Here is a 21766-nt window from a genome sequence, read left to right as displayed (position 1 = left end):
GGAACCGCCGGTGTTACGATCGCGTTCTATTGCGCAAGTAGGAGGTTCAGATGACAGATATTCGTACCGACGATCGCACAGTGGTCGAACGCAGCAGTTTCAACGTCGCCAATGTGATCGTAGCGATCGCTCTCCTGTTGCTCGTGCTCGGCTTGCTCAAATATTTCGGCGTGTCGCCGCTCTGAGGCCGATCGCCACGGCGAGCCGTCTAGACGGGTAGGCGATGCGGCTCGAGCCGAGACTTCATCTTCGCGACGCCGATTGTCGCACCAGTGCGGACGCCGTCGGCGGGCGTCGTCGATTTCAGTGCCCGCCCGGTTTATTGACCTCCGCTGATCCGCGGCCGGTCTGCGGGTAACCGTCGCCAGCCGCCGGATCGCTGGCGAAATCCTCTCCCGGATTGCCGCCGCCGGCGCCTACGCCGCTTCCGTGCACCTCTCCGGTTCGCTCATCGAACCACGCCCGGCGGCCGTTTTCGGGCGGAAAGCGATCATCGGCGGCTTCGGTGGAACGCTTTGGTCCTTCCGCGCTCTCCTTCAACACGCGATCGGCAGCGAAGTCGTCCGCGTCATATTCCTGACCCGAATAGCCCGGTCCATTCCCGATTGGCCCATGCTGCACGTCGATTGGCGCGCTCTCCATGGCCGTTCTGGCCGGCGGCCGCCGTCCTCGCTTGTAATGGTCCGTCATCACCTGCTCCTCTCCCGCCCCTAAACGCATGAGGACGGCAAGCGAGCCGCGCTTTCTAGATAGAACCCGACAGTAAGCACGCCGTCAGGCGGCGAGATCGGTCTTCGTTGTTTCACGTGCCGGGGCACGCAGCACCAAGCGCGCGGTCGCGCCACGGCCGACACCATCGCTTTCGAGGCTCAACGAGCCTTCCATCGCGGTTACCGAATTGGCGCACCAATGCAGGCCAAATCCGCCCGACTTGTGCTGGCGGGTCGAAAAGCCGCGCTGGAACAATTGTGGCGTCCCGCCCGGATCGAACCCCTCGCCCGTATCGTGGATCGCGATCTCCACACGACCGTCATTCGTGTCGGTTACCGTGACATTGATACTGCCCGACCCGCCCACCGCGGAGATCGCCTCGGCGGCGTTGGAGAACAGATTTCCGACGACCTGACTCAGCAGCACGCGGTTGGCCATCACCTTGTGCTTCTTCGCAGGGAAGTTGAACGCGATTGACGCGCCTTTCCCGGAATGTCGCGCGATCGTGGCATTCTGCGCGATGATCTGCGTCGCATCGCATTCTTCGAGCGGCGGCCGCTCATGCGCGAGCTGTTGTTGCGCGCCAATGATCTCCAACACCTGGCGCATCGCGTCGCGACCGACCTGCAACTGACCGATCCGGTCCTCACGCTGCCTGTCCTCGGCGTCGAAGGCCGTGGCGATAAACGATGCCAGTTTTTCGCGGCGTTCGAGCGCAGTCTCCGCGGAGACCAGTTCGGCCAAGGCACGGTCGATCAGCGCGCGCTCGACCGGCGCGCCTTGGCCAATGCCGGCCGACAAGATTGTCGATACCGGGTTCAACGCGTTCCGCACATTGTGCATCACCGCGACCGCGCTTTCCGATCGGCCGAGCTCGAAGCCCTGTGCCTCGACTTGCTCGCGCAGCTCCTTGAGCTGGACCAGCATCGCGTTGAAGCTGCGGCCGAGCGACGCGATCTCATCGCGGCGCGCGGCGTCCTGGGGCAACACGGTCAGTGAGCCGGAGTTGCGAACGCGCTGCATATGCCCCTCGACCCGGCCGAGCGGTTTGAGCACCAGAAGCGAGAACATCCGACTCAGCACCGCGAGCACGAGCGCGAGCAAAATGGTCGATCCCAGCACCGCGAGCCAGAGCATGTGGCGCCCGAGTTGCGACACGTCGCGCGGCACCACGAAGCTGGCGACCGCGACCGGCCTGCCTTCCGCTCCGGTCACCGGCACCGCGATCTGCATCGTGGTCGGACTGGTGGTGACGAGGTCGCCACGGACGCCATCGAGATCCAGGCGCGCGGGCACCTGGAGCAATTTCGCCAGCTGCGCCGACGTGATCCGGCGCGCCATGACGACATAGCCGCGCGGCGTGCCGGTGCCGTCGCTTTTCCTGACCTTGGCGACGCCGACCGCCGCCACGATCTTGCCGAGGCGAATATAGAAATGGCCCGAATTGCTTCCCTTCATCGCGCCGTCGAGTGGAGCATGGCGGATCGCCGCGACCATCGCGTCGCGTAGGGCGTCATTCTCCCGGCCGGTGCGCGGATCGATCCAGCGCGCGATCACCAGGCTGCGATCGGGACGCAGATAGGCCATGGCATCGACGTCGAGATTGGCCATCGCCAGCGGCGAAAAGCTTTCCTGTTCGAATGCGCGCGTCGGCTTGACGATATAATCGTAGCTGGAATTCCAGTCGCCATAATCGCGCACCGAGCTTTCGACCTTGCTCGCGAAGTCGGTGAGCGCGGCGCGCGTCCGCTGGACGTGTCCGTCGATCGCCTGGCGTTCGAGCGCGTTGAAGCTGGGGGTGATGACCACGGCGAGCAGCACCGTCAGCGCAATCGAGCCAACCAGCCCTACCGATGCGAGGATCAGGAGCAGCTTGCCGCCGAGCGACGCGAACGACAATCGGCGCCCGGTCGCGGCGCGCAGCCGGACCATCAGCCGTTGGTCCCGTCGCCCGCCCGGATCGCGAATTCGTCGCCGTCGAGATCGTCCTCGCCGCCGATATAGCGCTCCAGCGCGATCTCGCGTGCGATATCGGCCGGGACCGGCCGCGAGAAATAATAGCCCTGCAAATGGCTCGCGCCGGCGAGGCGAAGCGCCTGGACCTGCGCATCGGTCTCCACCCCTTCCGCCACCACGCCCAATCCGAGCGCGTGGCCGAGATGGACGATCGACTGGACAATCGCGGCGGACTCGCGCTCGCGACCCATGCCGTCGATGAAGCTCTTGTCGATCTTCAGGCAATCGAGCGCGAACTTGCGGATATTGTAGAGCGACGAATAACCGGTACCGAAATCGTCGAGCGCGATGCGGAAGCCCATCTGGCGCAATTTGTAGAGCGTCTCGGCCGCGCGTTCGGCGTTGTCGAAGATCGCGGTTTCGGTGATCTCGATCTGCACGCGGGCGGGTGCGATCCCCGCGCGCATCACGCGTTCGACGACATGGCCGACGAAGTTCAGACGGCGGAACTGACGCGGGCTGAAATTGACCGAGACATATTGCCCCGGCCATTGGTCGAGCACCTTCAGCGCCTCGTCGAGCACCCAGTCGCCGAGTTCGTGGATCAGGTTCGATTCTTCGGCGATGGGAATGAACAAAGCCGGGCTGATCGGTCCGAATTCGGCGGTGTTCCAGCGCAACAGCGCCTCGAACCCGACCACTTCCATATCGTGTCCCGCGACGATCGGCTGATAAGCGAGGCTCAGTTCGCCGCGCTCGATCGCCTGACCCAGCCCGCCTTCGATGCGGCGGCGGAAACGGACGCTTTCGTCCATGCCCTCATTATAGGCGCGAACGACGCCACGGCCCGATTTCTTGGCATCGTTGAGCGCGAGATCGGCTTTGCGCATCACGTCCGTCGGATCGCGGTTGCCGTCGACTTCGGCGATCGCAAGCCCGATCGACGCCGATGCCTGGACCGAATGGCCGATGATCCGGAAGCTGGACGTGCAGGCGGCGATGAGGTGATCGCACGCCATGACCGCGGCCGGCTCGCCGAGCGTGTCGAACAGGATGCCGAACTCGTCGCCGCCCAGCCGCGCGACGATCGCGCCTGGCGGGGCCGATTGCTGCAGGATGGCGTAAATCGCACGGATCAGTTCGTCGCCCGCGAGATGCCCCAGCGTGTCATTGACGATCTTGAATCGATCGAGATCGATCATTGCCGCCGCGAACATCCCGCCGCTGCGGGCCTTGTCGGTTAGCGCCTTCAGGAAGGCGAGCCGATTGGGCGCCTCGGTCAGCGAATCGTGCGTCGCCATGTGCAGCGCCTTCGATTCGTTGGCGGCGAGTTCGACCGCTTGTTCCTCAAGCTTCGCCATTGCCGCGGCGAGTTCGCGATCGGCCCGCCAACGGTGCGAAAGCGCGGTCGCGGTTTGCACGACCTCGGCGATTTCGAACGGTTTGGCGATATAGAAGATCTTGTCGACTGGCCCCGCTGCCTTTGAGATCTCGATCGGCGAGAAGTCGGAAAAGCCGGTGACGATGACGAGATTGATGTTGGGATCGAGCGCGCGAATGCGCATCGCGGTTTCCTTGCCGTCGATCCCCGGCGGCATGCGGACGTCGATAAAGGCAACCGCAAACGGATTGCCGTCGATGATCGCATCCTCGACCGCTGCAACCGCGTCCAGGCCCTGGTTGCAATGAACGGTGTCGAACGCCGCGCCGGCTGGCTCCGAAACCGGCACGGACGCGTCGCCAAACAGTTCTACGGCCATGTCGCTCAGCGCGTCATGATTGGTCGCCACCGGCTCGAAGCAGTGCCGGTAGGAGTCATGCATTGCCGGTTCGTCGTCGACGATCAGAATTCGCACCGCGCGCTGTCCCTCGCTTGGCGGGACGTACACGACGCCCCAAGGTCATTGCGGAGACGTAAGCGGACGGGGTTAAGGCGCCGTAAACGATCTTTAGCAGGTTGCCGGCGTTCTGGTTCAGACGCGCTGAATCGCCCCTAGCCGAGCGCGTGTTGTCCGAGCAGGATCGCGCCCAGCGGTCCCGCCTCGGCGCCGAGCGCAGCCGGGACGATATAGGCATCGAGATCGCCGAGCAGCGAGCGATCGCCATAACTGCCCAGGCTTTCATCCAGCATCCGACGCACCATCGGCAGCAGCCAGGGCACACCCAGCGCGACACCGCCGCCGAAGACGATCCGGCGCGGAATGCCGGTCAGCACCAGCGTATGGCAGAGTTGCGCGATCGGATGCGCAATCTGGGGCCAGATCGGCGAATGCTCGGCAATCTCATTGGCGGCGACGCCGGCGCGTGCCTTGATCGCGGGCCCCGACGCCAATCCCTCGACGCAATCGCCGTGAAACGAGCAGATGCCGGACCAATCGTCGCCGGCCATCCGCACCGGACGGACATGCCCCAATTCCTGGTGAGTCAGCCCGACCACCGGCTTATCCTGGCTGATCAGCCCGACGCCGACGCCGGTGCCTATGGTGATATAAGCATGGTCGCGCAGCCCCTTGGCCGCACCCCATTGGCCCTCGGCCAGGCCAGCGCCGACGACATCGGTATGGAAGACCGTTGGGACCCCGTAGCGGCGCTGCAATCGCCCCGCGACGTCGGTGTTGGCCCAGCCCGGCTTGGTCGTCGCGGTGATATGGCCATAGCTGGCCGCAGTGGTATCGATTCCGATCGGCCCGAAGCTCGCAATGCCGATCGCGTCGAAACCCCGCCATTGGTCGAGCGCTTGCTCTATCGCCGCCATCGTCGTGTCGGGATCGGTCGTGTCGACCCGCCGCGCCTCGACGATGGTCGCGCCATCCTGCGACAACACGCACACGCACTTGGTTCCGCCGAGCTCGACGCCTGCTATTCTCACGACACCATCCCCAAAATCCGCTCCGCCTGCACGAGGTGCAGCGCTTCCACCATCTTGCCGTCGACCTGGATCACCCCACCATCGCTGCCGGCGAACGCGTCGCGCACGCGGGTCGCCCATGCGATCGCCTCCGCATCGGGGCTAAATGCCGCGTGGCAGATGTCGATCTGACGAGGATGGATCAGCGACTTGCCGTCATATCCCATCGCCGCCGCTGCCGCGCATTCGGCCTCGAGTCGCGCATCATCCGAAAAATCGTTGCAGACCCCATCGAGCGCGACCAGCCCCCGCGACCGCGCCGCCGCCAGCACGCTTGCCTGGACCGGCGCTAGCCAGGCGCGGTCCGATCCCGGCCGCGCGCCGAACTCGAGCGCCAGATCGTTCACGCCGAGCACGAATCCCTGCACATCCGCCTCGGCGATATCCTGCAACCGGCCGAGCGCCTCGCATGTCTCGATCATCACCCAAAGTGGCGTATCGGCGCCGAGAGGGTCGCGGCATGTTTCGACGTCGCCCGCATTGCGTATCTTGGGTACCAACACGGTCGCCGTCGCCCCCCGCACTGCCGCAAGGTCCGCCGCTCCCCATTCGGTGTCGAGGCCGTTCACCCGGATCACCACTTCGCGCGTCCCGAACCCTTGGTCGGCCGCCGTTATCGCCGCCTCGCGCGCCGCGGCTTTCACGTCCGGCGCGACGGCATCCTCCAGGTCGAGGATGACCACATCGGCGGCGAGTCCTCTCGCCTTTTCGATCGCGCGCGGATTGCTCGCGGGCAGGAACAGCGCGCTGCGGCGGGGACGAAAGCTCATGTCACCCCCTTGCCTCAAGCCGCCGGGCGGGACAATGCGGTGGGAGACGAGGAGATTATCATGGCTGGCATGGCGCATTTCGATTGGGCGGATCCGTTCCTGCTCGACGACCAGTTGAGCGAGGACGAGCGGATGATCCGCGATACCGCGCGCGCTTATGCCCAGGACAAGCTCGCGCCGCGCATCATCGACGCCTTTGCCAACGAGACGACCGACCCGGAGATTTTCCGCGAGATGGGCGCGCTCGGCCTGCTCGGGCCGACGATCCCCGAGGAATATGGCGGCGTCGGCGCGAATTACGTGTCCTACGGGCTGGTCGCGCGCGAGGTCGAGCGGATCGATTCCGGCTATCGGTCGATGATGTCGGTCCAGTCGAGCCTCGTCATGTACCCGATCTACGCTTACGGCTCGGAGGAGCAGAAGCATAAGTATCTGCCCAGGCTGGCGAGCGGCGAATGGATCGGCTGTTTCGGCCTGACCGAGCCCGATGCGGGCTCCGACCCGGGTGGCATGACCACGCGCGCGACCAAGACCGCTGACGGTTATTCGTTGTCGGGCGCCAAGACCTGGATTTCCAATTCGCCGATCGCCGACGTGTTCGTGATCTGGGCCAAGTCCGACGCGCATGGCGGCGGCATTCGCGGCTTCGTGCTCGAAAAGGGCATGAAGGGTCTCAGCGCGCCCAAGATCGAAGGCAAATTGAGCCTCCGCGCGTCGATCACCGGCATGGTGATGATGGATGAGGTCGAGGTTGGCGAGGAGGCGCTACTGCCCGAGGTTCAAGGACTGAAAGGACCTTTCGGCTGCCTCAACCGCGCGCGCTACGGGATCAGCTGGGGGTCGCTGGGCGCGGCCGAATTCTGCATGCATGCGGCACGGCAATACGGGCTCGACCGCAAGCAGTTCGACAAGCCGCTCGCCGCCAACCAGCTGTTCCAGAAGAAACTCGCCGACATGGAAACCGAGATCGCGCTCGGCCTGCAGGCGTCGCTGCGCGTCGGGCGGCTGATGGATGAGGGCCGGTTCGCGCCCGAGATGATCTCGATCGTCAAGCGCAACAATGTCGGCAAGGCACTCGATATCGCGCGGATGAGCCGCGACATGCATGGCGGCAACGGCATTTCGGGCGAATATCAGGTGATGCGCCACCTCATGAACCTGGAGACGGTCAACACCTACGAGGGCGCACACGACGTCCATGCGTTGATCCTCGGTAGAGCGATCACCGGGATCGCGGCTTTCTAGGCCTGGTCCGTCCTCACGCCTCGCTTGGCGCCGCGTCGACAGGCAGCTTGCAGACCGTCGGCATCGCGCGCAGTCTCCAAATCCCACTCACGGGCAGGAGAAGTCGTTTATGCTACGGATCGCTTTCGTGCTTGCCGCCGTCGCGATGGTCGCGACGCCATCGATGGCCGCCAACCGTTGCCGTGACGCCAAGGGTCACTTCATCGCCTGTCCGAAGCCCAAGCCCGCGGCCACCGGCAAGTGCCGCAACGCCAAAGGCCATTTCGTGAAATGCGGAACACCGGGCGCCAAGCCGGCCTGAGCATCCACTGACGAGGAATCAGACGATCCGGACGATGTACGTCAGCGTCCGGACCGCCTTGCCTTCCCATGGGCGCATGTACCGGAACACGATCCGGTACATGCCCCGCCGGGTGCCGACGATGCGATAGGCCGCAACCGACGGCGCGCCGACCATTCCACGCCGCGTGGCGACCGTCGCGACCGCCGCCACCAGCGTGACGCTGATCCCGCGATCGGCGTCGACCTTCCACGTATAGCCCGTACTGGCATTGGTTTGCAGCTCGACCCGGGCAGCTTGCCCGCGACGCAGCGTCGTCGCCTTGCCACCGTTCGCACCAGTTAGCGGAATGTCAGCGGGTGCGGCGATGGCTACGGGCGCGACCATCGACATCGCGATCGCCATGAACAATCCTGTTCGCATCACCGGCCCTCTCCTGTTTGCCGTGCCCCGCTTCGGCGAGGCACGGCAAGGGTGATCAAGCGTCGGCATAATCCTGCGCGGGGTTGCGCGCATAGATGCCGAATGCCGTAATGATCGCATAGCAGACGCCCGGCAGGATCAGCGCCAGCGCAAGGCTGCCCGTCGCGTCGGCGAGAAAGCCGGTCGCGACCGGCAATACCGCACCGCCGAAAATCGCTACGTTAATGATTCCCGAGCCATCGGCCGCACGAGCCCCCAGCTTTTCGCAGGCGAGCGTGAAGATCGTCGGAAACATGATCGAGTTCATCAGGCCGATCAGCAACAAGCTGTAGCCGGCCGTCGTGCCAGTCGTGTGGGTAGAAACCAGGATGAGCACGATCGCGCCCACCGCAACGCTCGCCAGGACCTTGCCCGGATTGATGAACCGCAACACCACCGCGCCGATGAAACGCCCAATCATCGCGCACAGCCAATAGACGAAGATCAGCTTGCCTGCCGATTCGGTGGACAGGCCCATGACGCTGGATTGCTTGAGATAATTGACGATCAGCGAACCGATCGACACCTCGGCGCCGACATAGAGAAAGATGCACAACGCGCCGAAGGCGAAACGCGGGCGCCCCAGCAGATCGATCCCGGCAAGGCCGCTGCCCGCCTGATGCGCTTCGCCCTTCAACTTGTTCCGGAACATCCACACGACCGCCGCGACGATCGCCAACGCCACCGCCAGGCCAAGATAGCCATGGACGATCGCCTGGCTTTCGGCGGTACGATACGCATCGAGCGCCGGGCCCGAGAGATCCGCGGCGCTGACTTTGGTGAGGCTTCCGAGAATCAAGATCGCGCCCACGATCGGAAAGATCGTCGTTCCCAGCGAATTGAACGCCTGCGCGAAAGTGAGCCGGCTCGACGCCGTCTCCGGCTTGCCGAGCAACGTGATCAGCGGGTTCGCGACAATCTGGACGAGCACGACGCCCGTCGCGAGCACGAAGAGTGCGAACAGGAAGAGACCATAAGTGGCGGTGTTGGACGCCGGGATGAACAACAGGCAGCCCACCATCATCGTCAGCAACCCGGCTGCCGCACCGCGCATGTAGCCGATCCGTTTGACCAGCATCGCGCCCGGAATGCCGATCAAGGCATAGGCCGTGAAGAAGCAGAACTGCACCAGCATCGCCTGCGTGTAGTTGAGCGTGAACAGCTCTTTCAGCTTCGGAATAATGACATCGTTCAGGCTGGTGATGCCGCCGAAGATGAAGAACAGCGCGAAAACAAACACCTGCAGGCCGGGTGCGTTCACCCCTGTATGCGTATCTCCCGTCGCCGGCGCCGCTGCGCTCGTGTCCATGGCCATGAAAAAGCACTCTCCCTGGGGTCCGGCCCGAGACCGGTTTGGAGCGCCTTGATGGCCTAGCTGGGCGGCGACCGCAATCGCCTAGTGAAGGGAAATTGAGAACGCTCTCAACCGAATCTGTAGCCCGAAACGGCCCAGCCGAGCACGTTACTTTCATGGTCGCGGACCGCTTTCTCGTCGCCGCCCGCTCCCAATGCGACCATCAGCGGCAGCAAATGCTCCTCGCGTGGATGGGCGAACTGCGCATGCGGCAACGCCCGCCAACCGGCGACGCGTTCCGCTCGGCGCACCGGGTCGGGATCTGTCACCGCCGCGGTCAACGCCGCGTCCCATTCCGCCGAAGGCGCGACAACTGCCGAACCGCGCGCGCGCAGATTGTGAAAGCTCATCCCCGATCCGACGATCAGCACGCCTTCGTCGCGCAACGGGGCCAGCGCCCGCCCGATTGCGATATGGTCGGCGGGATCGAGATCGGCGCGCAGCGACATCTGCGCGAGCGGGATGTCGGCACCGGGCACCGCGACCTTCATCGGGATGAACACGCCATGATCCCAGCCGCGCGCATTTTCCTCACGGGTGGTAAAACCTGCCCCACGCAACAGTGCTGCCGCGCGTCGCGCAACGTCGGGCGCGCCCGGCGCGTTCCAGCGCAAATGATACGTATGCTCGGGAAAGCCATAATAGTCGAACAACAGCTCGGGTCGCGCGCCGGTATGGACGGTGATCTCGTCCTCTTCCCAATGCCCCGATACCAATAGGATCGCGCGCGGCCGTTCGGGCAGGCTATCGATCAGTCCGGCGAGATAATGCTCCATCGGCTGCCACATCGGATCCGACGGGCCGCCATCGGGGTCCATGAAGAAGCAGGGGCCGCCGCCATGCGGAATGAACAACGTGGGTAAGGTCATCGAGCGGATATCGCCTCGACCCGGCCGCGCAACAATGCCGCTAGCGGAAACGGCGCGTTTCCGCCTACATTTCGGGCGTGACCAAGTTCACCGTCAACAATCAACCGGTCGAATACCGCATGGACCCGGCGACGCCTCTGCTGTGGGCATTGCGCGACGCGTCCAACCTGACCGGCACCAAATATGGCTGCGGCACCGGGCATTGCGGCTCATGCATCGTCGACGTCGACGGCGCGGCGAAGAAATCGTGCCTGGTGCCGATCGGATCGATCGAAGGCAGTGTTGTCACCACGATCGAAGGCCTGTCGCACGATCGCAGCCATCCGATCCAGGTGGCGTTCCTGGCCGAGAATGTCAGCCAGTGCGGCTTCTGCATCCCCGGAATGATCATGGCCGCGTCGGTGTTGCTCAGGAACAATCCGCGCCCGTCGGAGGAGCAGATCCGCCAGAGCATCGCCAATATCTGCCGCTGCGGCGTCTATCCCCGCTTGGTCGAGGCGATCCAGCGCGCAGGCCGCATCCAGCGCGGCGACGACACCGTCGCGACCGGTCCGCGACCGGGAATCGACCCGAAGGACGCGGCTCGCGTCGTGCCCGCACTCACCCCGACGCCTTAGCCGATTCTTTCAATTGGCTGTCAGACCAATTCAGGAAAGGATCAGTGCGACTCGCCTAGAACCCGACTATCGTTGGGCCGGCATGTGCGCCGGCGAGTGGAGAAATTTAATGCGCAGGACTATTCTTATCGCGCTGATGGCCGCGGCGGCAATGACGCCCGCGATCGCCTCGGCGCAGGATCGCGGCTGGCGCGGTCGCGGCGGTGACGCCGGCGCGAACTCGAATCAATCGCGCGGCGACCATGGCGGCTGGCGGGGCAATCGTGGCGGCGATGGCGGCCGCAACAATGGCGGCAGCGCATCTCCGGCGCCAACGCCCGCCCCTGCCCCCGCTCCCCGCTGGAACGGCGGCGGCAATGGCGGCTGGCGCGGCGGCAATGGCGGGGCGGCTACGCCCGCCGTGCCCAATGCCAATCCGCAGGCACGCGGCGGCCGCTGGGGCGGGGACAATGGCGGTTGGCGTGGCTATCGCGGCAACCGTGCAGGCGACAACGGGGGCAATAACGGGGCCGTGACCCCGGCGCCGGCGCCGCGCCTGGACGGTCAGCGCGATAGCTATCGCGACTGGCGCAACCGCGGCGGCACCGACAGTCGCGATGGCCGCAACTGGAACGGCGGCGACAATCGCCAGGATCGTAACTGGCGGGGTAACCGCGACGACAATCGCGGCTGGAACGGCAATGCACGCGGTGACAATCGCTGGCGCGGCAACGACCGCGATCGTGGCGGCAACTGGAATCGCGGCTGGCGTAACGACAACCGTTACAACTGGCAGAATTATCGCTCGTACAATCGTAACGCCTATCGGCTGCCGCGTTACTATGCGCCTTATGGCTGGAGCTATGGCTATCGCCGTTTCTCGGCCGGCGTGATCCTCAATTCGATCCTGTTCAACCAGAGCTATTGGATCGACGACCCGTACGATTACCGCCTGCCGGATGTATACGGCCCCTATCGTTGGGTGCGCTATTACAATGACGCCCTGTTGGTGGATATCTACACCGGCGAGGTTGTCGACACAGTCTACGACATCTTCTGGTAAGACGGTCGTCACGCTGGGCAAGGGTTCGGAGATTCGTCTCCGGGCCCTTGCCTTTTTTGCGCGAGACGCGAAGAAACCGCGCCATGTTCGGCAGGAAGAAGAACCCCTCAGGCGGCACCTCGAAGGAGCGCGGCCGCGTCGGGAGTGAAGTGGCGGCGCGATTGGACGCCAATCCCAACGTCCAGGCGGCGATGGTCGGCGCGGCCCAAGCCTATTATTACATGAACTTCCTCACCCCCGCGCAGTGCGAGATGCTCATCAAGATCATCGACGGCAACCGCCGTCCGTCGACCTTGCTGGCCGATCGCGAGGATTACGGATTCCGGACCAGCGAAAGCTGCGACATGGATCGCTATTCGCCCGATGTTGCACCGATCGACACCTCGATCGCCAATCTGCTCGGCATTCCGCCGGCGAAAGGCGAGACGATGCAGGGGCAGCGCTATGCACCGGGCCAGCATTTCCGCGCGCACCACGATTTCTTCCACGAAAACCAGAAATATTGGGCCGAGATGAAGCGGACAGGCGGCCAGCGCACCTGGACCGCGATGATCTATCTGAACGATGTCGAGGAAGGCGGCGCAACCTGGTTCCCGCAAGCCGGCCTGCGCGTCGCGCCCCGCCGCGGTCTGCTGCTCGCCTGGAACAACATGAACCCAGACGGCAGCCCCAATACGCTGACGCTGCACGAAGGCATGCCGGTGGTGAAGGGCGTCAAATACATCATCACCAAGTGGTTCCGCGAGAACGATTGGGCGGTCTATTAAGACTACCGCGCGGGACCTCACGCTGGGCGCGACCCCTTATGGGGTACGATGGCGAGCGAAATGCCGCAGCGCCGGAACTCCGCATGCATCGGCTTCGTTTAGCGGAGCGTGCGGGACAAGGTGCATGCGTAATGTCGTGGCAATTACTAGGGTGCGCGGTCGGGATGCACCGCCGCGACCCGGCCAGTTCTCGTCCTGAGGACGGCCGATATATCGGCGAGTGCGCCGGTTGCGGCCGGCCGATGGTTTGGACGCTGTCGGGCTGGAAACTCGACCGCAGTCGGACCGACACGCACATCACTCAAGTTTGACGTCTGGCGACCGCTCGCCGTAAGCCGCCTAGCCTACCGGACCCGGCACGGCTAAGCCGCTGGCGATGGATCATGTCGCCGGCATCTCCCGATCGTTTCTTGGCCAGGCCTGGCGCTGGCGCGCTTTGGCCGCCGACGCGCGCGATCCGGGATTCCAGCCCGACGATCTGGTGACGCAATTGCTGCTCGCGCGCGGCGTGGGGCGAGAGGCGATCGAGGCCAATCGGTCGCCAAGCATTCGCGGGTTCATGCCCGACCCCTCGATCTTCAACGACATGGACAAAGCCGCGCGCCGCCTGGCCGACGCCGTCCAGACGAACGAACAGGTCACGATATTCGGCGATTACGACGTCGATGGCGCAACTTCTGCGGCACTAATGATCCGGTTGCTGCGCGACCTGGGCCTCGCGCCGGCTGCCTATATCCCGGACCGGTTGATGGAGGGGTACGGCCCATCGGGTGAAGCGCTGGTGCGGATCGCCGGCGGCGGCGCCACGCTGATCGTCACGGTCGATTGCGGCGCCCAGGCGTTCGAAGCGCTCGACATGGCGCGCGAGGCCGGGGTCGACGTGATCGTTGTCGATCATCACAAATGCGCAGCCGCTTTGCCCCATGCGCATGCTCTGGTGAATCCCAATCGGCTCGATGAGGGCGATGGCGCCGCGCACGGCCACCTCGCGGCAGTTGGGGTGGCGTTTCTGCTCGGCGCGGCGTTGCTGCGCGAGTTGCGCGGGCGCGGCTTCTTCACCGGCCGGGCCGAACCGAAATTGCTCGACCTGCTCGATCTGGTCGCGCTCGGCACGGTTGCCGACGTCGCGCAGTTGAAGGGCCTCAACCGCGCATTCGTGGCCCAGGGGCTGAAAGTGATGGCACAGCGCGGCAATGTCGGCCTTGCCGCCTTGGTCGAGGCGTCGCGGCTGACCCGCGCGCCGACTTGCAGCGACCTCGGCTTCGCGCTGGGCCCGCGGATCAATGCGGGCGGCCGCGTTGGGCGCGCCGATCTCGGCGTGCGGTTGCTCACCACCGAGGACGTCAACGAAGCGCGCACCATCGCTGCCGAACTCGACCGCCTCAACGAGGAGCGCCGCGCGACCGAGTCGATCGTTCAGGAACAGGCCGAGCTGCTGCCCCATGGCAGCGCCGTCGCCGTGGTCGCCGGCCGAGGCTGGCACCCCGGCGTGATCGGCATCGTGGCGGGACGGCTTAAGGAAAAGCTCGGTATTCCCGCCATCGTCATCGCGGTAGACGACGCCGGCACAGGCAAGGGATCCGGCCGATCGATTACCGGCGTCGACCTCGGCGCCATTGTGCTGGCGGCGAAGGAGATGGGCCTGCTCGTCGCCGGTGGCGGGCACGCAATGGCGGCCGGGCTGACGATCGAGGCCGATCGCATTCCCGAATTTGCCGCGTTCCTCGAAGAACGTCTCGCCGCCGCGGTGGCGCTGGCACGCGAGGACCGCGCCTTGCTGGTCGATGCCCTGCTCGCGCCGGGCGGCGTGACCCCCGGTCTGTGCGAGACGATGGAAGCGGGCGGCCCCTATGGCATGGGATGGCCGGCGCCGCGCGTCGCCGCCGGGCCGTTCCGGATCGTCCGCGTCGACGTGGTCGGCAATGGCCACGTCCGCGCCATCGTCGCCGGCGACGATGGCCGCAGCCTCAAGGCGATGGCGTTCCGCTCGGCCGACACGTTGCTCGGCCAGACACTCTTACAGGCGCCGCGAGACCGCAAATTATGGCTCGCCGGACGACCCAAAGTCGACGACTGGGGATCGCGTCCCGCCGCCGAACTGCATCTCGATGACGCCGCCTGGGCGGATTGAGCGCGACAAACGCGCACAACGCTTGACCGATCGCCTCGCTTTCCCTAACCGCTCCCCCGCGCCGACACGCTCGGCCCCTTCGTCTAGCGGTTAGGACGCGGCCCTTTCACGGCTGAAACACGGGTTCGATTCCCGTAGGGGTCACCAAACTTTCCACGAGAAATAGCGATATCGAGACCCGCATTGAGGCGGCGTACCGGTTATCGGCAGGCGGCGACGGGAAAGGCACAGCCGCCCGCCCGACAGCGCTCAGGTCATAGCGACGTCGTCACCCGCCACAGGATTCGCGCACGATCAGGTCGGTCGGCAGGTGAACTGGCAAATGATCCGGGGAGAAATCGAGTATGCGGGAAACCAGCAAGCGTCCCGCTTCAGCAGTGTCCTGGCGGATGGTGCTCAGCGTTGGCGTGCTCAGCCGGCTGAGCAACATGTCATCATACCCGACCACGGACACGTCGCCTGGCACGTCGCGCCCCGCGCGCTTGATCGCGCGGATCGCGCCCAACGCGATCAAGTCGCTCGTCGCGACGATGCCGTCGAACACCACACCACGATGGAGCAGCCGCGCCACGGCCGCCTCGGCAGCTTCGAGCTCGAATTCGACTGAGACGATTAAATTGGGGTCGGCCTCCAGCCCGCTTTCCTTCACGCCCTCCATATAGCCGCGGCGGCGTTGTAGCGCCTCGGGGTCGCTGCCGCCGAGGAACATGATGTTGCGCCGTCCCATGCGCGCCAAGTGCGACGTCGCGCGCCGGCCGCCGAGCATATTGTCCGACCCAACCGAGCAATATTTCTGCCCCGGCATATGCGCGCCCCACACCACGAAATGCCCATTGGTCGAGGTCGCGAGCTGGTTGAGCTGATCGTGGAGCATCCCTTGGCCCAGGAAGATCACCCCGCTGGCGCGGCTAGTGGTCACGGCATGGACAAGGTCGTCATAATTTTCCGGCGAGGTGTGGCTGACGATGAAGTCGCACGACCGCGCGCGCGCCGCCTCGCCGATCTGCGCGATCAGCTCGAGGAAGAATGGGTGAGTCAGCGGCACGGGCCGGCCGCGCATGTGCGGGGTGACGATCGCGATCGATCCCTCGGCACCGATTGGTGCTGCGGGCATGTAATGGCGGAATGGATAATCGTGCTCGCGCGCCAGCGCCCAGATGCGCTGCTTGGTCTTGGCGCTGATCACCGGCTCGTCGTTGAGCGCGCGCGACACCGTCGACACCGAGACGCCCGCCAGTTTGGCGAGGTCTTGCAGCGTTGTATTGTTGTTGCTGTTGGTGCCCATTACGCTCAAGCTGACCCGCTAACCGGCGCCGACTTAAGGAGCGAAGGGCAGGTTTTGCAAGCGAACGAGGGGGACGCGGGCATTTCACCACCGGCGCCGACGCGGCGGCCGCGGCTGACGATCGGGCAAATCTGGAACATGTGCTGCGGCCTGTTCGGGGTGCAGATCGTCTGGGGATTGCAGAACGGCAGCACCAGCCGGATCTTCCAGACGCTCGGTGCCCAGCTCGACCAATTGCCGATCCTGTGGATCGCGGCGCCGATCACCGGGCTGCTCGTCCAGCCGCTGATCGGGCATTGGAGCGACCGCACCTGGGGGCCGCTCGGGCGGCGGCGGCCGTTCCTGCTGGCGGGATCGATCCTGACCGCGATCGCGCTCGTCGCGATGCCCAATGCCGCCAGCATCTGGACCGCCAGCCTCGCTCTGTGGCTGCTCACCGCCTCGATCAACGTCGCCGCCGAGCCGTTCCGGGCGCTCGTCGCCGACGCCTTGCCGGAAGATCAGCGCACCGAAGGGTTCGCGGTCCAGGTGTTCTTCATCGGCGCGGGCGCGGTGTTCGCCTCGGCGCTGCCCTGGATCCTGACCCATTGGTTCGGCGTCGCCGCGACCGCTCCCCCCGGCGTGCTGCCGCCTTCGGTCCGGCTGACCTTCTATATCGGCGCGGTCGGGCTGCTCACGGCGGTCGCCTGGACGGTCGCCACCACGACCGAACGCCCGCCCGAAAGCCTTGCCGCCGACGCGCCCGATCTGGTCGACCATGCGGTGCCGAGCACGACTGGCGCTGCGACGCTGGCGCGTAGTGGAACATTGTGGATGCTCGGCGGCGGCGCGATCGCCGGCTTCGCGTTCGCAGAGCAGCTCGAGCGCGAAATCTACGTGCTTGCCGCGATCGCCTTCGTGTTCGGCCTTGCGCAACTCGCCGCGGTGGCGATGCGGCGCGGCGGACGGCATTCGCTCGGCGTGTTCGAGATCGTCGAGGACATATTGCACATGCCGCGCGTGCTGCGGCACCTCGCGCTGGTCCAATTCTTCACCTGGACCGCCTTGTTCGCGATGTGGATCTACACCGTCCCGGCGGTCGCAGCACACCATTACCACACTGCCGACGCGAGCTCGGCGGCGTACAATGCTGGTGCCGATTGGGTGGGCATATTGTTCGCCGGCTATAACGGCGTGGCGGCGATCGCGGCGCTGGCTTTGCCCTCGCTCGCCGCGCGGATCGGTCGCCGCAACGTCTATACGCTCAGCCTCGCGCTCGGTGCGCTGGGGCTAGCCGGGTTCGTGCTGGTCGACGATCCCTATTTGCTGTGGCTGCCGACAATCGGCATCGGCTGCGCCTGGGCGGCAATCCTGTCGCTGCCTTATGCGATGCTCGCCAGCGCGGTGCCGCCCCGGAAAATGGGCGTCTATATGGGCATCCACAATATGTTCCTGGTGCTGCCCCAGCTTTTCGCGGCGACCCTGCTCGGCGCGATCGTCCACCATTGGCTCGGCAATCAGGCGATCCTCGCTCTGGGACTGGCGGCGGCGGCGATGGCGGCCGCGGCGCTGGCCGCACTCTTCATCCCCGAATCTTGAAAACGGTTTATGCAAATTTTGCATGGATGAATTTGCGTAACACTCTCCGGAATTTAGCGACTCGCTAGTGACTACGCCGTAAAACAGCGCTTGCGCGTCGTGAAAATCTACGCAACAAAGCGCAAATCGTTGCATTAAATTGCAATCGATGGAGTCGCGCGCGCCGCACAAAGCCGGGCCGCGCAGGAGGGATGAAGGGGCAGATGGCACGCGACGACGCGCCGCAGGAATTCCACAGAAGGTGATTCGCGCCGCGCGCCGGGCATGCAGCTCGGCCGCGCGAGCAACGGGATAAAGCCTCCGCATGAGGGGCGTGCATTAGGGGAGTGATCGATGAAGCAACTGGGTTCGAGCCGTAGCCGCGGCCTTCTGTGGAGCGGCACCTCGCTGATGACGCTGGCGATGTTCGCCGCGACTGGCGCGCAAGCGCAGACTGCGCCGGAAGCCGCCACCAGCCCGACCGCGGCGCCGCAAGCGGATAGTGGCTCTTCGGCCGCGGACGATAACGACATCCTGATCGTCGGTGTGCGCCGCGCGCTCGGCGATGCGGCCGAGACCAAGCGCAATGCGGCGACGATCGTCGATTCGATCAGCGCGACCGATATCGGCGCCTTCCCCGACACGTCGGTGTCGGGCGCGCTCTCGCGCGTTCCCGGCATCACCGTTTCGCGGCTGCAGTCGACCGACGATTCGACCCACCCCTCGGGTGAAGCCGCCGGCGTGCTGGTCCGCGGCCTGACCCAGGTCCGCACCGAGTTCAACGGCCGTGACAGTTTCTCCGCCGACGCCGCGCGCGGGCTCAACTTCAACGACATCTCGCCCGAACTGATGTCGCGCGTCGATGTCTACAAGAATTTGACCGCCGACATGATCGAGGGCGGTATCGCCGGCACCGTCGACCTGCGCACACGTCTGCCGTTCGACCAGAACGGGCTGGTCGTCACCGGCAACGCCAAGGCCGATTATGGCGACCGCTCGAAAAAGTGGACCGGCGAATATTCGGCGCTGATCAGCGACACGTTCGACACCGAGATCGGCAAGTTCGGCTTCCTCGCCGACTTCGCACGCAGCCATGTGATCACGCGGACCGAAAGCGTGATCTTCGACAAGATCGACACCTATTGTTCGGCAGGTGCGTTCAAGCCCGACGGCACCGCCAATGTCGGGTCGGACGGCGCGATCGGCTGTACCGCCAATCCGTTCGGCGGCACCGGCTGGGCATATGCCCCCGACGGCATCCGCTATTCGCAGGTCGATTATGACCGCACGCGGCGCGGCATCGCGCTTGCCGGCCAGTTCCAGGACAAGTCCGAACGTTTCCTGCTGACCGTGCAATATACCGATTCAAAATATCACAACGCCTGGCTCGAACGCGCTTCACACGCGATTTTGGAGGGCAATGCCTACGGCACGCCGGCGTTCAACCCGCGCAGCTCGACGATCCTCGGCGCGGCCGACGGGAGCGGAGCGCTGGTCTTTGGCTCGAACGGCATGCTGCGATCGGGCGTGCTGACCCAGGGTCATGGCAGTTGGAACGGAAGCTGGAGCGGCAACGACCAAGACGCGATCAATACGGGCTCGGCGGTACCCGGCCAGCCGTTCGTCAACAATTGCGGCACGGGTCATTGCACCACGGTCCGCGACGGTCTCTATTTCCAGAACGAGGCGCGCAATTTCGACCATAGCGAAGGCACGCAGGACTTCTCGGCCAATATCGACTGGAAGATCACCGACAACCTCAAGCTGACGCTCGACGGCCAGCGCATCACCGCGTCGACCAACAATAACGACATCCTGGTCGCGGTCGGATCGATGGCCAATTATCAATACAGCCTGACCGACGGCAACGCGCCGGAGATCAAGCTGCTGCCCGGATCGAACGTCAATTACGCCGCCGGCGGCCTGGCCAATCCGCACAATTACTGGATCCCGTTCATCCAGGGGCATGTCGAGGACAATGACGCCGACGAATGGGCGTTCAAGGGCGACCTGCAGTACGATTTCGACAAGGGCGGCTGGCTCGACTCGCTCAAGGTCGGCGTGCGCTACGCCGATCGCAACCAGACGGTCCGCTATTCGACCTTCAATTGGACCCCGATCGCAGCCAGCTGGAATTGCAACGGTGCCGGCTTCAACGCCGACAACACGACTCCCAATCCGGCCGCGGCGTGCAATTCGAACTTCAAGGGTTATGGCGCGGGCATCTGGGAATCGACCAGCCTGGGCAGCAATTTCTACAATGGCAGCGCCTATAACAATGGCCCGCTGGTCTATCTGAACCGCGACACGCTGCAGAACTTCCCCAAGCTGCTCCAGTCATTGAGCGGCGCCACCACCAATTCGCCGATCGCGCCCGGCTATACCGCGATTTGCGACCGGCCCGAGGCGACGGTCGACAATTGCTTCACGCCGTCGGAAGTGACCAGGACGTCCGAACGGACCAAAGCGGCTTATGCCATGCTCAATTTCGGCGGCGACCAGCCGATCTTCGGCGGCGGCGTTCGCATCAAGGGCAATATCGGGGTCCGCGTAATCCGCACCGAAGTGACGAGTAACGGCGCGGTCGCCTATCCGACCAGCACCGCGCTCAACCTGTTGCCGTCCTGCGCGACACCGGTGTCCGGTACCGCGATCGTGCAGCCAAGTTGCTATTTGACGCCGCAAGTCCTGGCCTTCGCAGCTGGCGGCGGATCGGCCAACACGCTCAAGGCGTCCTACACCAACGTGCTGCCGAGCTTTAACGTCCGGTTCGGCCTCGACTCCAAGACCTATATCCGCTTCGGTTATTCGCGCGGCTTGTCACGGCCCGATTTCGGGCTGCTCAGGAACTTCGTGTCGATCAATTCGCCGATCATCAACACCGGGCCGGACTCGCCGTACATCGTTTATAACTCGCCAACGGCGGCACACGTTGCCGCCAACGTCACTGGCTACAATTTCGTGTTCAACGCTGAGTCTGGCTATGCCGGGTTGAAGCCGATGACCGCCGACCAGTTCGACCTCACCTTCGAACGCTATATGGGCAAGTCGTCCTCGTTCACGGTCGATCTGTTCTACAAGAAACTGCACAATGCGATCTCGTACGGCCAGTTCGAGCGCCAGTTCACGAATAACGGATCGACCCAGACGGTGCTGCTGCGCGGCCCTCGCAACGAAAAGAGCGGGGGCGAGCTCAAGGGGTTCGAGGTCGGTTACCAGACGTTCTTCGATTTCCTGCCCGGCCTATTGTCGGGTCTGGGCATCCAGGCCAATTATACTTTCGTCTCGCAATCGGGGATCAACAATTCGAACCTGATCGCGGTGGGTGCGCTCGATGCCGGCGGCACCGGCGGCCAGGGCGCGGGGCTCGACGTCAGCGGCGGGCGCGGCGCGGTGATCGACTCGCACATGCTGGCGGGGATTTCGAAACATTCGTTCAACCTGGTCGGCCTGTACGAAAAGGGCCCGGTCGCGCTCCGCGTCGCGTACAATTGGCGGTCGCGCTTCCTGACCAACAACCTCGACTGCTGCGTCGGCCTGCCGGTGTTCCAGAAAGCCGCCGGGTTCCTCGACGGATCGCTGCGCGTGTCGGTGGTCAAGAATTTCGAGTTCCTGGTCGAAGGCTCGAACCTGCTCAACACCCGGACGGTCTACCAGCAGCAGATCTTCGGCGACTCCAAGGCGACGCCGGGCGCCAAGCCGGTGTTCATGGATGCCAATTGGGGCGTGGTCGACCGCCGCTTCTCGGTTGGCGGCCGGTTCAAGTTCTGATTTCCTCCACTGGGCGCTACCGCCACCCTTCCAATGACGGT

General features: G+C 64.7%; 18 protein-coding genes and 1 tRNA gene. 10 read left to right on the top strand and 9 right to left on the bottom strand.

The features are described 5' to 3' along the window. Positions 1–50 precede the first annotated feature (50 nt). Positions 51–185 carry a hypothetical protein gene (locus tag AC1DQQ_RS04405; RefSeq protein WP_478028650.1) on the top strand — a complete coding sequence of 45 codons (135 nt, stop codon included), beginning with the start codon at positions 51–53 and terminating at the stop codon, positions 183–185. A gap of 118 nt (positions 186–303) precedes the next feature. Here the strand turns inward: AC1DQQ_RS04405 and AC1DQQ_RS04400 are convergent, their stop codons facing one another. The 5 genes from AC1DQQ_RS04400 to AC1DQQ_RS04380 form a co-directional block, all read right to left on the bottom strand. Continuing rightward, entirely contained in the window at positions 304–690 is a 387-nt protein-coding gene (locus tag AC1DQQ_RS04400) for a hypothetical protein (RefSeq protein WP_478044358.1), read from the bottom strand. A gap of 84 nt (positions 691–774) precedes the next feature. Then, entirely contained in the window at positions 775–2643 is a 1869-nt protein-coding gene (locus tag AC1DQQ_RS04395) for a CHASE4 domain-containing protein (protein ID WP_478040587.1), read from the bottom strand. Continuing rightward, complete coding sequence (locus tag AC1DQQ_RS04390) at positions 2643–4523, bottom strand: GGDEF/EAL domain-containing response regulator (protein ID WP_478040586.1); 1881 nt, start codon at positions 4521–4523, stop codon at positions 2643–2645. The genes AC1DQQ_RS04395 and AC1DQQ_RS04390 overlap by 1 nt, the downstream gene beginning before the upstream one ends. Before the next feature lie 137 nt (positions 4524–4660). Further along, the gene (locus tag AC1DQQ_RS04385; protein ID WP_478040585.1) at positions 4661–5536 is read right to left on the bottom strand and encodes an ROK family protein; all 876 of its coding nucleotides are present in this window, start codon (positions 5534–5536) and stop codon (positions 4661–4663) included. Beyond that, positions 5533–6345: an HpcH/HpaI aldolase/citrate lyase family protein gene (locus AC1DQQ_RS04380; protein WP_478040584.1), complete on the bottom strand. Its 813-nt coding sequence runs from the start codon at positions 6343–6345 to the stop codon at positions 5533–5535. The genes AC1DQQ_RS04385 and AC1DQQ_RS04380 overlap by 4 nt, the downstream gene beginning before the upstream one ends. A gap of 60 nt (positions 6346–6405) precedes the next feature. On the opposite strand from AC1DQQ_RS04380, the gene AC1DQQ_RS04375 reads away from it, so the two are divergent. Both AC1DQQ_RS04375 and AC1DQQ_RS04370 read left to right on the top strand, forming a co-directional pair. After that, positions 6406–7590, top strand: coding sequence for an acyl-CoA dehydrogenase (locus AC1DQQ_RS04375; protein ID WP_478040583.1), 1185 nt, complete (start codon positions 6406–6408; stop codon positions 7588–7590). Between the two features lie 109 nt (positions 7591–7699). Continuing rightward, positions 7700–7891 (top strand): hypothetical protein, encoded by a 192-nt coding sequence (locus tag AC1DQQ_RS04370; RefSeq protein WP_478028644.1) that lies wholly within the window; start codon positions 7700–7702, stop codon positions 7889–7891. Positions 7892–7909: 18 nt separating this feature from the next. On the opposite strand, the gene AC1DQQ_RS04365 is transcribed toward AC1DQQ_RS04370, so the two are convergent. The 3 genes from AC1DQQ_RS04365 to AC1DQQ_RS04355 all read right to left on the bottom strand — a co-directional run bounded on the left by AC1DQQ_RS04365 (position 7910) and on the right by AC1DQQ_RS04355 (position 10555). Next, complete coding sequence (locus AC1DQQ_RS04365) at positions 7910–8293, bottom strand: protease inhibitor I42 family protein (RefSeq protein WP_478029019.1); 384 nt, start codon at positions 8291–8293, stop codon at positions 7910–7912. Positions 8294–8348: 55 nt separating this feature from the next. Then, positions 8349–9647, bottom strand: a complete 1299-nt coding sequence (locus tag AC1DQQ_RS04360; RefSeq protein ID WP_478040582.1) for a sugar MFS transporter — start codon at positions 9645–9647, stop codon at positions 8349–8351. 107 nt (positions 9648–9754) lie between these two features. Continuing rightward, a complete protein-coding gene (locus tag AC1DQQ_RS04355) occupies positions 9755–10555 on the bottom strand; it encodes a DODA-type extradiol aromatic ring-opening family dioxygenase (protein WP_478040581.1) in 801 nt (266 codons plus the stop codon). Between the two features lie 77 nt (positions 10556–10632). Here AC1DQQ_RS04355 and AC1DQQ_RS04350 point away from each other — a divergent pair, with 77 nt between their 5' ends. The 5 genes from AC1DQQ_RS04350 (at position 10633) to AC1DQQ_RS04330 (ending at position 15259) form a co-directional block, all read left to right on the top strand. Continuing rightward, a complete protein-coding gene (locus tag AC1DQQ_RS04350) occupies positions 10633–11172 on the top strand; it encodes a (2Fe-2S)-binding protein (RefSeq protein WP_478040580.1) in 540 nt (179 codons plus the stop codon). Between the two features lie 109 nt (positions 11173–11281). Next, positions 11282–12214 carry an RcnB family protein gene (locus AC1DQQ_RS04345; RefSeq protein WP_478040579.1) on the top strand — a complete coding sequence of 311 codons (933 nt, stop codon included), beginning with the start codon at positions 11282–11284 and terminating at the stop codon, positions 12212–12214. An 83-nt stretch (positions 12215–12297) separates the two neighbouring features. Further along, on the top strand, positions 12298–12981 hold the full coding sequence (locus AC1DQQ_RS04340; protein WP_066816337.1) for a prolyl hydroxylase family protein: 684 nt from the start codon (positions 12298–12300) through the stop codon (positions 12979–12981). A 376-nt stretch (positions 12982–13357) separates the two neighbouring features. Next, complete coding sequence (recJ, locus tag AC1DQQ_RS04335; protein ID WP_478044357.1) at positions 13358–15112, top strand: single-stranded-DNA-specific exonuclease RecJ; 1755 nt, start codon at positions 13358–13360, stop codon at positions 15110–15112. Positions 15113–15184: 72 nt separating this feature from the next. After that, positions 15185–15259 (top strand) — tRNA-Glu (locus AC1DQQ_RS04330). Positions 15260–15380: 121 nt separating this feature from the next. On the opposite strand, the gene AC1DQQ_RS04325 is transcribed toward AC1DQQ_RS04330, so the two are convergent. Next, positions 15381–16397, bottom strand: a complete 1017-nt coding sequence (locus AC1DQQ_RS04325; RefSeq protein WP_478029017.1) for a LacI family DNA-binding transcriptional regulator — start codon at positions 16395–16397, stop codon at positions 15381–15383. 54 nt (positions 16398–16451) lie between these two features. Here AC1DQQ_RS04325 and AC1DQQ_RS04320 point away from each other — a divergent pair, with 54 nt between their 5' ends. Further along, positions 16452–17975, top strand: a complete 1524-nt coding sequence (locus tag AC1DQQ_RS04320) for an MFS transporter (protein ID WP_478040577.1) — start codon at positions 16452–16454, stop codon at positions 17973–17975. 333 nt (positions 17976–18308) lie between these two features. Next, positions 18309–21725 (top strand): TonB-dependent receptor, encoded by a 3417-nt coding sequence (locus AC1DQQ_RS04315; RefSeq protein ID WP_478044355.1) that lies wholly within the window; start codon positions 18309–18311, stop codon positions 21723–21725. Positions 21726–21766 lie beyond the last annotated feature (41 nt).

This window comes from Sphingomonas sp. P4_G3, from assembly GCF_056401105.1.
The sequence above is the reverse complement of the archived record's forward strand: the minus strand, read 5'-3'. Positions and strand labels throughout refer to the sequence as shown.

What these genes read in the sequence shown, in the direction of transcription:
- AC1DQQ_RS04370 (WP_478028644.1), top strand. Translation starts at nt 7,700, where the DNA reads ATGCTACGGATCGCTTTCGTGCTTGCCGCCGTCGCGATGGTCGCGACG.
- recJ (WP_478044357.1), top strand. Translation starts at nt 13,358, where the DNA reads ATGGATCATGTCGCCGGCATCTCCCGATCGTTTCTTGGCCAGGCCTGG.
- AC1DQQ_RS04400 (WP_478044358.1), bottom strand. Translation starts at nt 690, where the DNA reads ATGACGGACCATTACAAGCGAGGACGGCGGCCGCCGGCCAGAACGGCC.
- AC1DQQ_RS04315 (WP_478044355.1), top strand. Translation starts at nt 18,309, where the DNA reads ATGAAGCAACTGGGTTCGAGCCGTAGCCGCGGCCTTCTGTGGAGCGGC.
- AC1DQQ_RS04360 (WP_478040582.1), bottom strand. Translation starts at nt 9,647, where the DNA reads ATGGCCATGGACACGAGCGCAGCGGCGCCGGCGACGGGAGATACGCAT.
- AC1DQQ_RS04380 (WP_478040584.1), bottom strand. Translation starts at nt 6,345, where the DNA reads ATGAGCTTTCGTCCCCGCCGCAGCGCGCTGTTCCTGCCCGCGAGCAAT.
- AC1DQQ_RS04355 (WP_478040581.1), bottom strand. Translation starts at nt 10,555, where the DNA reads ATGACCTTACCCACGTTGTTCATTCCGCATGGCGGCGGCCCCTGCTTC.
- AC1DQQ_RS04325 (WP_478029017.1), bottom strand. Translation starts at nt 16,397, where the DNA reads ATGGGCACCAACAGCAACAACAATACAACGCTGCAAGACCTCGCCAAA.
- AC1DQQ_RS04395 (WP_478040587.1), bottom strand. Translation starts at nt 2,643, where the DNA reads ATGGTCCGGCTGCGCGCCGCGACCGGGCGCCGATTGTCGTTCGCGTCG.
- AC1DQQ_RS04375 (WP_478040583.1), top strand. Translation starts at nt 6,406, where the DNA reads ATGGCTGGCATGGCGCATTTCGATTGGGCGGATCCGTTCCTGCTCGAC.
- AC1DQQ_RS04405 (WP_478028650.1), top strand. Translation starts at nt 51, where the DNA reads ATGACAGATATTCGTACCGACGATCGCACAGTGGTCGAACGCAGCAGT.
- AC1DQQ_RS04340 (WP_066816337.1), top strand. Translation starts at nt 12,298, where the DNA reads ATGTTCGGCAGGAAGAAGAACCCCTCAGGCGGCACCTCGAAGGAGCGC.
- AC1DQQ_RS04365 (WP_478029019.1), bottom strand. Translation starts at nt 8,293, where the DNA reads ATGCGAACAGGATTGTTCATGGCGATCGCGATGTCGATGGTCGCGCCC.
- AC1DQQ_RS04345 (WP_478040579.1), top strand. Translation starts at nt 11,282, where the DNA reads ATGCGCAGGACTATTCTTATCGCGCTGATGGCCGCGGCGGCAATGACG.